Below are 9,469 nucleotides of genomic sequence, written 5' to 3'. Positions count from 1 at the left end.
TCATTTTTCCTGCGCAAAATTTAGATCACTTATTTAATATAATTGGTATAATTAAATTTTTGTTAGATTTTTAAACATTAAAGTGACGATTCGGTGGCCGTGTTAAGCCATAAAAAAATGCTGAAAAGTGTTAATAAGTGAGATTAGGGCTGGTATGTAAATATCTTAAAACATGAAGTTAAAATTTTAACTTCATGTTTTTAAATAACTTATGTGCAATTCTTACACTAAGTTAACTATTGTCAGTCTTATTAACAATCAGTATCTTCTGCATTAACGCCTGCTTTTGCTTTTTCACAAGTGTCTTCAATTGCATTACCTAAATCTTTAGCTGATTCATTGATTTTGTCACCTGCATTATCCGCAGCTGTATCTGCATCATTTAGTGCACCATTTAGTGTATTAGTCACTTTATCACCTGCAGTATTAGCCGCTTGGCCAGCTTGATCAACCATTTCACTCATTTTATCGCTTGCAGTACCAGCAGCTTGATCGGCTTGATCGACCATTTCACTCATTTTATCACCTGCAGTATTAGCTGCTTGATCGGCTTGATCGGCAATTTCATCCATTTTATCGCTTGCTGTATCAGCTGCTTCACCTGCACTTTCAGCTATTTCATCAATCTTTTTATCTGTATTTTCAGCGATTTCATCGATTTTATCGCCCGCATCTTCTACAGCATTTTCAACACTTTCAGCTACCTTATCTGCTTTACTTTCTGGCTCATCACTACATGCAGCTAAGCTGAATACTGCGGCTAGAGAGATTAAAGGAATCGTTAAATTTTTTAATTTTATCATGGTAAAGCTCCGTAAATTAATAGGGTGGTTTAGTGGCCTAAGTTTTTATTTTAATAGAAAAAATAAAATGACCAATGGCCGAGTTATGTAAACTTCCGTGATAATCATACACGTGCTCGCTATCAAAATTCTACCTTTAAGATAAAATAAAAGTAAGCTGATATTTTCACTTTACATTTGTACACTAACTTAATGATTTAAATGTCTTTTATTTTTATTTTGGAATGAAGCTTATTTTTTTTGTATAAATATAATCAATTAATTACGGAATGAGAAAGGTTAAGTATCGTTAATTGGTCAATACATATAAAAACGGCTAAATAGATATTACGATAATCAATAGTCTTTCATAACATTGCCTTCTCTGTGTAAACTACTGAATTTAATTATATTTTTTGATTGTCATTTATTAGTTGTAGATAAAATATTGTTGTTTCGAGGGCCGATTTTTATTTCAATATGACTCGTTTATAACGCCAATCTATTTTTTAGTTGATGATAATTTTATTCACTATATATTAAAAGTATTACCTCTCTGGAAGACTTTACTATTTATATAGGGACAATAGTTGAGGATTAGAAAGGATATCCAATTTATTATGTAATAAGGAGCATTTGTGAAAGATAAAATTTTTTCTCAGGCTGATATTCATCGCTTTTGTTTTAAAACGAGCGTTATCGTACTTGCCTTTTTAATTACCTCGGTATTATCTGAATTATTAAGCTTAGCTTCTACTGAAAGCCAATTTAATGAATCAAAAAACATTGCACAGGCGCAAGTGACTTATTATGAAAGTCTCGATAAGATTGCACCAGAAGATCAAATTAATTTGGTTATCGCCCAAGCAACATTAGATTCAGCAAATCAATCTATTAATATGAATAAATCTATTGTCAAATTGAACAAGTTCATTACACATCTATGTATGTATCTATCTCCTATCTTTTTTCTAATAGGGTTATTTTTTTGGGTTAAATATCTCCCATATGTAAAAGTGCCTAATATTAAAAAAACAGATCAATAAAGCATACCATTAAATATAAAGTGCTTGGCAAAGTGGCCTCTAATGAATTATTAATTAGGGATTATAGGTTCTTATTGAAGGTGGGCTTTGAGCGCTCTGTTATAAAAAAAAGTTAATCGTAGCTGAGGTGATTACAAGATAATTTCTCTGCGGCAATCAATCACTTCTACCTTTAAAAAATGGCTTAATAACTCTGCATCATAAACCAATTGTTGTTGATCATTATGATTGAGAATATTAATTCTTCTGCCATGCTCAGTTAGTAAATTTAATTCATAACAAGGGTAATTTAATGCATGTTTTTGTTTGATTATCTTATTATTAATTTGCAATGAGACGATATGGTGTAACTTCACATCACGGTCTTTGTGATTATTGAACACGCCTGTCACTCTGTTAAAGCTGGCTCTTGTTAAAAAAGGTTTTATTAAGGCAAAGCCAAAAGTACAAATAGCGACACCAAACCCACCCACAAAGATGGCTAGATCGTATTTGGATAGGTGCAATGATTGATACATTGCAATACCTATTAAAAAGATACCGACCACGATATAAATAACACAAAATAACATCGCTGCAATAGTGGGTTGTAAATAAGCGAGGTCATCTTTAATAATCAATTTATGAGATAAGAATTTAGGGCCATACCCAAGTAAACTGCGGTTCAAGTCAACTATATAAGCGTTACTTTCGTCCATGTGGTCTCTCTTTAGGTAGACAGTAATAATTTATAATATAATACAAAAAAACCCACCGAAGTGGGTTTTTTTAATCATATTGTAAATCTTTTACTATTGGACTATTTGTAAGTTTTAATTTCACCTGATTTGATACGTGCAACAAATGATCCTAATTCTTTTTTAACCACTGGCATTAAGAAGTATAAGCCGATGATGTTAAAGATAGACATTGCAAATAAAGCAGCATCAGAGAAGTCTATAACAGCACCAAACTGGATAGTTGCTCCAATGATAACAAATACACAGAAGATAACTTTGAAAAGCAGTTCAATCGTTTTGCTTTCACCGAATAAGTAAGTCCATGCTTTTAAGCCGTAGTATGACCAAGAAATCATTGTTGAGAAAGCAAACATGATAACGGCTAGGGCTAATAAGTATTTAAATATACCAGCTGTTTCTGTAAATGAAGCTGCAGTTAGTGTTACACCTGTTAAAGAGCTTCCATCATATGGTGCTACATTTAAACCTGCAATAGTGATAACCAATGCTGTCATAGTACAAATAACAACGGTATCAACAAACGGTTCTAATAGAGATACTAAACCTTCTGTGATTGGCTCTTTTGTTTTTACTGCTGAGTGAGCAATTGCCGCTGAACCGACACCCGCTTCATTTGAGAAGGTTGCACGTTTTAAACCTTGGATTAATGCACCAATAAAGCCACCAGCAACACCAGCACCAGTAAATGCACCTTCAAAGATTGCAGCAAATGCAGAACCAACTTGACCGATATTAACAACAATAACAATAACAGCCATTGCAACATAAAGCGCAGCCATCCATGGAACAATTCTCTCTGTTACTGAAGCGATTGAAGGCATGCCTCCAACAATAACTGAAAATACAAGGGCTGCTAATATAATACCTGTCATAACGCCATATTCACTTGGAACATCAAATGCATAAGTTAACATTGCATGTGCTTGGTTCGCTTGGAACATGTTACCTGCACCTAACGTTGCTAGAATACACATAAGCGCAAAGCCAATTGCTAAAACTTTACCTAAACCGCCTAGGCCTTTTTCGCTTAATCCTCGGCTTAAGTAATACATTGGGCCACCAGAAACGACACCTGAAGGTAAAATAGTTCTATATTTTACACCAAGCGTACATTCACAAAACTTAGAAGCCATACCTAGAAGACCACATAGAATCATCCAGAAGGTCGCACCTGGACCACCAATTGCCAAGGCAACACCTACACCGGCAATATTACCAAGGCCAACGGTACCTGAAAGGGCGGTTGTTAATGCTTGAAAGTGGGATACTTCACCTTCTTCTTTAGAGTTTGGGTCTGTGTACTTACCTTTAACGATATCGATGGCCATACCTGCGCGTTTAAATTGCACAAAGCCAAAGTAAAGCGTGAAGATGAAAGCGGCTAATAATAACCAGCCTACAATTAATGGGAAGTTTGCTTCACCAACGGGGACACTTTTAAAGATTAAACCAACAAACCAACCTGTGTAGTCATTGAAGAATCCATCTACACTGCTACTAAAGTCAGCGATAGTTTGGGCGAATGAGCTTGCTTCTTCAGCAAAAGCACTGCTGCTAAATGCTAACGAGGCGCTAGCTAAAATGGGTAGTTTTTTTCTCATAATTACTTCCTTATATATTATTTGATTTAAAACAAGTTATCCTTAACTTAGATAGTCTAGAGGTTTTTAATTAGTTTGATTAACTTTTTTGTTTAGTTAATCATCACCATAGCAGTTTATTATGCTTAATTACTAGTCTTGAACAGTATTAAACACTTTTTCTTATGGTTTTGTGTAAATGAAATAATATTTTCCAGGGGCAATATTAGCTTACAACCGTTTTTTTCAAGTAAATTAGGTTTAATTTATATCATTAGTTTAGTTATATATGAATATGAAAGTGGTTGCTTTTGATTAGGCATAACATGATTTATTGAAGCGATTAAGCTTAGTTATTTTAATGCAAATGGGGGAGTTAGTATTTTCTATAAATGCGATAGTGGATCTTTATTTAATAAAATGAGTAATTAGCACTTTGCTGAAATGAGTCAATTCAAGCATAACTTTACGCTATACTTGAATTTTTCAGATTTAGTTTTTAAATGTTTTTAACTGGCTGACATTAGTCTTCCGCTAAAAAGCCACCTGTTTGGTGATTCCATAAATGCGCATAAACACCGTTTTTTGCAAGTAACTCATTGTGAGTTCCTTGTTCAATAATTTGGCCTTTATCAAGTACGATTAAGCGATCCATCGCTGCAATAGTCGACAATCTATGGGCAATGGCAATAACACTTTTGCCTTGCATTAGCTCATATAAACTTTCTTGAATTGCCGCTTCAACTTCAGAGTCTAATGCTGAGGTTGCTTCATCAAGAACTAAAATAGGAGCATCTTTTAGTAACACGCGTGAGATCGCGATACGTTGACGTTGGCCGCCTGATAGTTTGACTCCTCGCTCTCCAACCTGTGCATCGTAGCCTGTATTGCCCTCGTTATCAGTTAACGAAAGAATAAACTCATGTGCTTGCGCTTGCTTGGTGGCGTTAATCATATCTTCATCGGTTGCATCTGGTCGCCCATAAAGAATATTTTCACGAATTGAGCGATGTAGTAGAGACGTATCTTGAGTGACCATACCAATTTGTAAGCGTAGGCTTTCTTGAAGAACTTCTTTAATATCTTGCCCATCGATCAGTATTTTGCCTTGTTCAGTGTCATAAAAACGCAATAGCAGGTTAACAAGTGTTGATTTACCAGCACCTGAACGCCCAACTAAGCCAATCTTTTCACCTGCTTTAATATTAAGATTAAAGTTATTAATGACGCCTTCATTTTCACCGTAGTTGAAGCTCATCGCCTGAAAGTCGATTGTACCCTGATTTACAACCAGTGGTTTAGCATCAGGCTTGTCTGTGATGATATTAGGTTTTGCCAACGTATTCATACCATCGGTTACGGTACCAATATTTTCAAAAAGGGCACTCAGCTCATACATGATCCATTGTGACATGCCGTTTAAGCGAAGTGCTAAACTAATGGCAATTGCAATGGCACCCACAGTAATTGCCGACTGCATCCATAAAGCGATCGCTAATGCACTCATTGCAAAAGCTAAAATATAATTTGCTAGTTGAACACTGAAGTTAAGGCCTGTCACTAAGCGCATTTGTCGATAAACAGTATCAAGAAAGCTTTCCATTCCTTGCTTTGCGTACTCAGACTCTGAGTCAGTATGAGCGAATAACTTAACGGTAGATATATTAGTGTAACTGTCGACGATTCGACCTGTCATTGTCGAGCGGGCATCTGCTTGTTCTGCAGCAATGATACGCAGTCTAGGCACAAAATAGACTTGTATACAGATATAAACAACCAACCAAACTAACATGGGTACTGCTAAACGATAATCAGCTTGCGCAACCATCACTAGCATTGATATCAAGTACACGAGAATATAGACCATGACATTTAATAATTTCATGACAGTTTCACGTACCGCTAGTGCTGTTTGCATTACTTTTGTGGCAATACGACCAGCAAAGTCCTCTTGATAAAAAGAAACACTTTGTTTTAAAAGGTATCGATGTGCAAACCAGCGAATAGACATTGGGTAGTTACCCAATAATACTTGATGGATAATTAATGAGTGCAGTAAAGAGAGGGCTGGAATTAAGATTAATACCATGCCCGACATCAGTAAGAGCTTTACACCTTCCTCTTGCAATAGTGTCTCTGGGTTTTTAGTGACTAACCAATCAACGAGTTGCCCCATAAAGCCGAATAAAGAAACTTCTAAGATAGCTAACAAAGAGGTAAGTAACGTCATAAAAAACAATGCTTTTTTATAGCCTTGCGTATAGTGCATGCAAAAAGCAAAAAGTGTTTTTGGAGGCTGACTTGGCTCTTGATTATCCAGTGCAGGCACTAGACTTTCAAAAAATTTATACATGTAATGTCCTTTGTTATACTTTTTATTGGCAGAATATCTTTTAATCCAGGCAGGTTAAAATAAAGCAGATCCTAATGATTAAGATATATAAAACAAGCATTAATTACTAACTACTTTTGGTATTTGCAGATTAACTATTATTTGAAGCCTCTAACCCTACTTTATAACCCAAAATTGACAGGGTTAAATAAAGGTAATGTCCATTGAGCGCTACAAATAAACAGGCAAGACCCGTTTCGTCGCTAATTGCCTAACTGAAAGGTGGGTGTGTATATCTTTAACACTGCTCAGTTTGTGTAGCTTGTTGGTAAAGGCTTCGTACCCTTGTAAATTGGGACTAACTACTTCTAGTAAGTAATCAAAAGATCCTGACACTACATGCGCATTAATCACTTCCGGCATCTCTAATAAAGCGCTTTCAAATGATTCAATGGTATCTTCTTGGTGTCGGTTTAACCCAATCTCGACAAAAAAGGTCATGTTGATGCCTACTTTCTCTTTCTCTAAGTTAGCTTGATAGTGCTGAATAAACCCATCGTCCTCCAAACGTTTTAAGCGCCGAGCGCAAGGAGAAGGGGATAAACCTACTTTTTCAGCTAAGTCTGCCGTTGAAATACGTCCATCATGTTGTAACGTTGCTAAAATATGTCGATCAATTCTGTCCAAAACTTATCCTTGGTGGTTAGCGCTAATAATTACCTTTATATTGATTTATTAAGCTAATATTTAAATAAAATAGTCGTTTTTTGATGAGTAAAGGCGTTAATTTTAATTGATAATTCTACTTTATAATAGTAAATGTAGGAAGTTGATTAATGCAACGTACTGAAAACAGACAAATCGAACTCACTAAAACAGATGGCTTATCACCTTTACAGAAAGGGTATATTGTTATGGCTGGTGTTTTATTTATATGGTCCAGTTTTGTGTTATCTATTCGGGGGATCGGTGCTTCGCCTTTAACCGTTGCTGATGTCGCCTTATTAAGGTTTTCTGTGCCCATGCTAATCTTGATACCTTATATCCGCTCCCGCTTAGCCGTCATTAAAAAAGTTAAAGTAAGTGATATATTGTTGCTGTTATTAGGTGGTTTACCCTTTTTATTGTTAGTTTCATTGGGGGCGGCCTCTGCGCCTAGTGCTTATGTCTCTACTATTGTAACCAGTACACCTCCTTTTTTTGTTGCTGTTATATCTTATTTATTCTATCGTCAAAAGGTGTCTTTAAAACAAACCTTTACACTTTGCTTAATTGTGATTGGTGTGATGATTATGATTACTGGTGGTCGCGCTCATATTTCATCTGAAATGTTAACGGGAGTTTGTTTTTTATTGGCTGCTGGTGGCATTTGGGCATGTTATACAATTGGGCTTAAGCGAGCTGGTCTAGACGCGATTAGCCTTGCTATTATCACTTCATACTTGTCATTCTTTATTACATTTATCCTAGTGGTTTTTGGTGGACTAAATAGTAATGTTGGGCTGTTTTCATTACAACAAGCATTACCTTTTATAATAGTGCAGGGGATAGGTGTTGGTATTTTAGCGACTATCGGCTTTTCTTATGCAGTTAATAAACTAGGTCCATCGAACGCATCTGTTATGGGCGCTTTATCTCCAGGGTTAACTTCCCTGTTAGCAGTGCCCATTTATAATGAGTCATTGTCATTGATTATTATAGGTGGGATCAGTATTACGATCACGGGAGTGATTTTTTCAAGTCGAGTTTAATTCATTTTTATTTAGGGTAGTTTAACCATGTTAGAAAATTTACCAATTGTTGAAGGTGACCCATTATGGGCATTGTTAGGTCAATTTCAGGCGGATCAAAGAGAGCATAAAATAGATTTGTTAGTCGGAGTCTATAGAGATGAAACAGGCAAAACACCTGTCATGCAAGTGGTACAAAACGCAGAAAAAAAATTAGCAGAAGAAGCTGAATCTAAAGTGTATAAAATGCTTTCAGGTCATTTAGAGTTTAATGATCATGTCGCTAAGTTTTTATTAGGTGAAAGTAAAAAATTAGCAAGCCAATGTACCATTCAAACAGTGGGTGGGACGGGAGCGCTGAGAGTGGTCGGGGATTTAGTTGCTAAATTATCGCCTAACGCTGTTATTTGGAATACTGATCCCGGTTATCTTAATCACCGCCCGATTATGGAAGCAGCGGGGTTAACCGTAAAAACGTTCAGATGGGGGCATAAAGATGGTGTACTTGATTTGGAAAGCTGTTTTGCTGATTTAAAGGAAGCGAAGGAGGGTGATATTCTGTTACTTCATGGTAGTTGTCATAATCCTACAGGTGTTGATCCTACGCTAGCACAATGGCAGCAATTTGCTGATTTTTGTAAAGCTCAAAAACTCGTCCCTTTTATTGATATTGCATACCAAGGTTTTGGTGACTCTCCAGATGCCGATGCTGCAGGGCTACGTTTATTAGCAGAGCAAATGGATCTGGTGTTAGTTGCTGCAAGCTGCTCTAAAAATATGGGGCTGTATTGTGAACGAACAGGTGTGGCAATGGTAATAACAAAGGATACCTCACAGCATGTCCCGCTTCGTACCTTATTAGAGCGTATTACTCGTGGCAATTACTCTGTCCCACCTAATCATGGTGCAGCCGTTGCTAATTTATTATTCTCAGATCCAACACCTTGGTTAGCGGAACTAACTGTATATCGAGAGCGAGTAAGAAATCTAAGAGAAGCATTAGGAGAAGCTTTATCTGCAATAGGTGCACCGGCATCGTTACAGGTGATCACCCAACAAAAAGGCATGTTTTCTTTATTACCATTAAGCATACAACAAATGGACTTATTAAAAGAAAAGCATGCGATATATGGTATGCAAAATGGCAGAATAAATATAGCAGGTTTACAACAGTCTGAAGTAGCATATCTAGCCAATGCTCTCGTTGATGTACTTCAATAACTATCATTGATGTACTTCAATAACTATCATTGATGTAC

The 9,469-nt window shown here is 36.3% G+C and carries 8 protein-coding genes; 3 read left to right on the top strand and 5 right to left on the bottom strand.

Annotation, left to right across the window (positions count from 1 at the left end; all coding sequences use genetic code 11):
- Positions 1-251: 251 nt before the first annotated feature.
- Entirely contained in the window at positions 252-803 is a 552-nt protein-coding gene (locus tag V6256_RS13930) for a hypothetical protein (protein WP_341598833.1), read from the bottom strand.
- Positions 804-1,420: 617 nt separating this feature from the next.
- Here V6256_RS13930 and V6256_RS13925 point away from each other — a divergent pair.
- Entirely contained in the window at positions 1,421-1,828 is a 408-nt protein-coding gene (locus V6256_RS13925; RefSeq protein WP_341598832.1) for a hypothetical protein, read from the top strand.
- A gap of 131 nt (positions 1,829-1,959) precedes the next feature.
- Here V6256_RS13925 and V6256_RS13920 read toward each other — a convergent pair whose 3' ends face one another.
- The 4 genes from V6256_RS13920 to V6256_RS13905 all read right to left on the bottom strand — a co-directional run bounded on the left by V6256_RS13920 (position 1,960) and on the right by V6256_RS13905 (position 7,167).
- A complete protein-coding gene (locus tag V6256_RS13920; RefSeq protein ID WP_341598831.1) occupies positions 1,960-2,526 on the bottom strand; it encodes a hypothetical protein in 567 nt (188 codons plus the stop codon).
- A gap of 101 nt (positions 2,527-2,627) precedes the next feature.
- Positions 2,628-4,169, bottom strand: coding sequence for an alanine/glycine:cation symporter family protein (locus V6256_RS13915; RefSeq protein ID WP_341598830.1), 1,542 nt, complete (start codon positions 4,167-4,169; stop codon positions 2,628-2,630).
- 502 nt (positions 4,170-4,671) lie between these two features.
- On the bottom strand, positions 4,672-6,501 hold the full coding sequence (locus V6256_RS13910) for an ABC transporter ATP-binding protein (protein ID WP_341598829.1): 1,830 nt from the start codon (positions 6,499-6,501) through the stop codon (positions 4,672-4,674).
- Between the two features lie 210 nt (positions 6,502-6,711).
- Positions 6,712-7,167, bottom strand: coding sequence for an Lrp/AsnC family transcriptional regulator (locus tag V6256_RS13905; protein WP_341598828.1), 456 nt, complete (start codon positions 7,165-7,167; stop codon positions 6,712-6,714).
- A gap of 149 nt (positions 7,168-7,316) precedes the next feature.
- Here V6256_RS13905 and V6256_RS13900 point away from each other — a divergent pair, with 149 nt between their 5' ends.
- Complete coding sequence (locus tag V6256_RS13900) at positions 7,317-8,231, top strand: DMT family transporter (RefSeq protein WP_341598827.1); 915 nt, start codon at positions 7,317-7,319, stop codon at positions 8,229-8,231.
- A 27-nt stretch (positions 8,232-8,258) separates the two neighbouring features.
- Complete coding sequence (locus tag V6256_RS13895) at positions 8,259-9,431, top strand: amino acid aminotransferase (protein WP_341598826.1); 1,173 nt, start codon at positions 8,259-8,261, stop codon at positions 9,429-9,431.
- Positions 9,432-9,469 lie beyond the last annotated feature (38 nt).

The organism is Psychromonas aquatilis, assembly GCF_038155185.1.
Taxonomy (GTDB): Bacteria; Pseudomonadota; Gammaproteobacteria; order Enterobacterales; family Psychromonadaceae; genus Psychromonas; species Psychromonas aquatilis.
This window is presented reverse-complemented; position numbering and strand designations above follow the sequence as displayed.

Coding starts and splice junctions, on each gene's coding strand:
- V6256_RS13930 (WP_341598833.1), bottom strand. CDS start 803: ATGATAAAATTAAAAAATTTAACGATTCCTTTAATCTCTCTAGCCGCA.
- V6256_RS13920 (WP_341598831.1), bottom strand. CDS start 2,526: ATGGACGAAAGTAACGCTTATATAGTTGACTTGAACCGCAGTTTACTT.
- V6256_RS13915 (WP_341598830.1), bottom strand. CDS start 4,169: ATGAGAAAAAAACTACCCATTTTAGCTAGCGCCTCGTTAGCATTTAGC.
- V6256_RS13910 (WP_341598829.1), bottom strand. CDS start 6,501: ATGTATAAATTTTTTGAAAGTCTAGTGCCTGCACTGGATAATCAAGAG.
- V6256_RS13900 (WP_341598827.1), top strand. CDS start 7,317: ATGCAACGTACTGAAAACAGACAAATCGAACTCACTAAAACAGATGGC.
- V6256_RS13895 (WP_341598826.1), top strand. CDS start 8,259: ATGTTAGAAAATTTACCAATTGTTGAAGGTGACCCATTATGGGCATTG.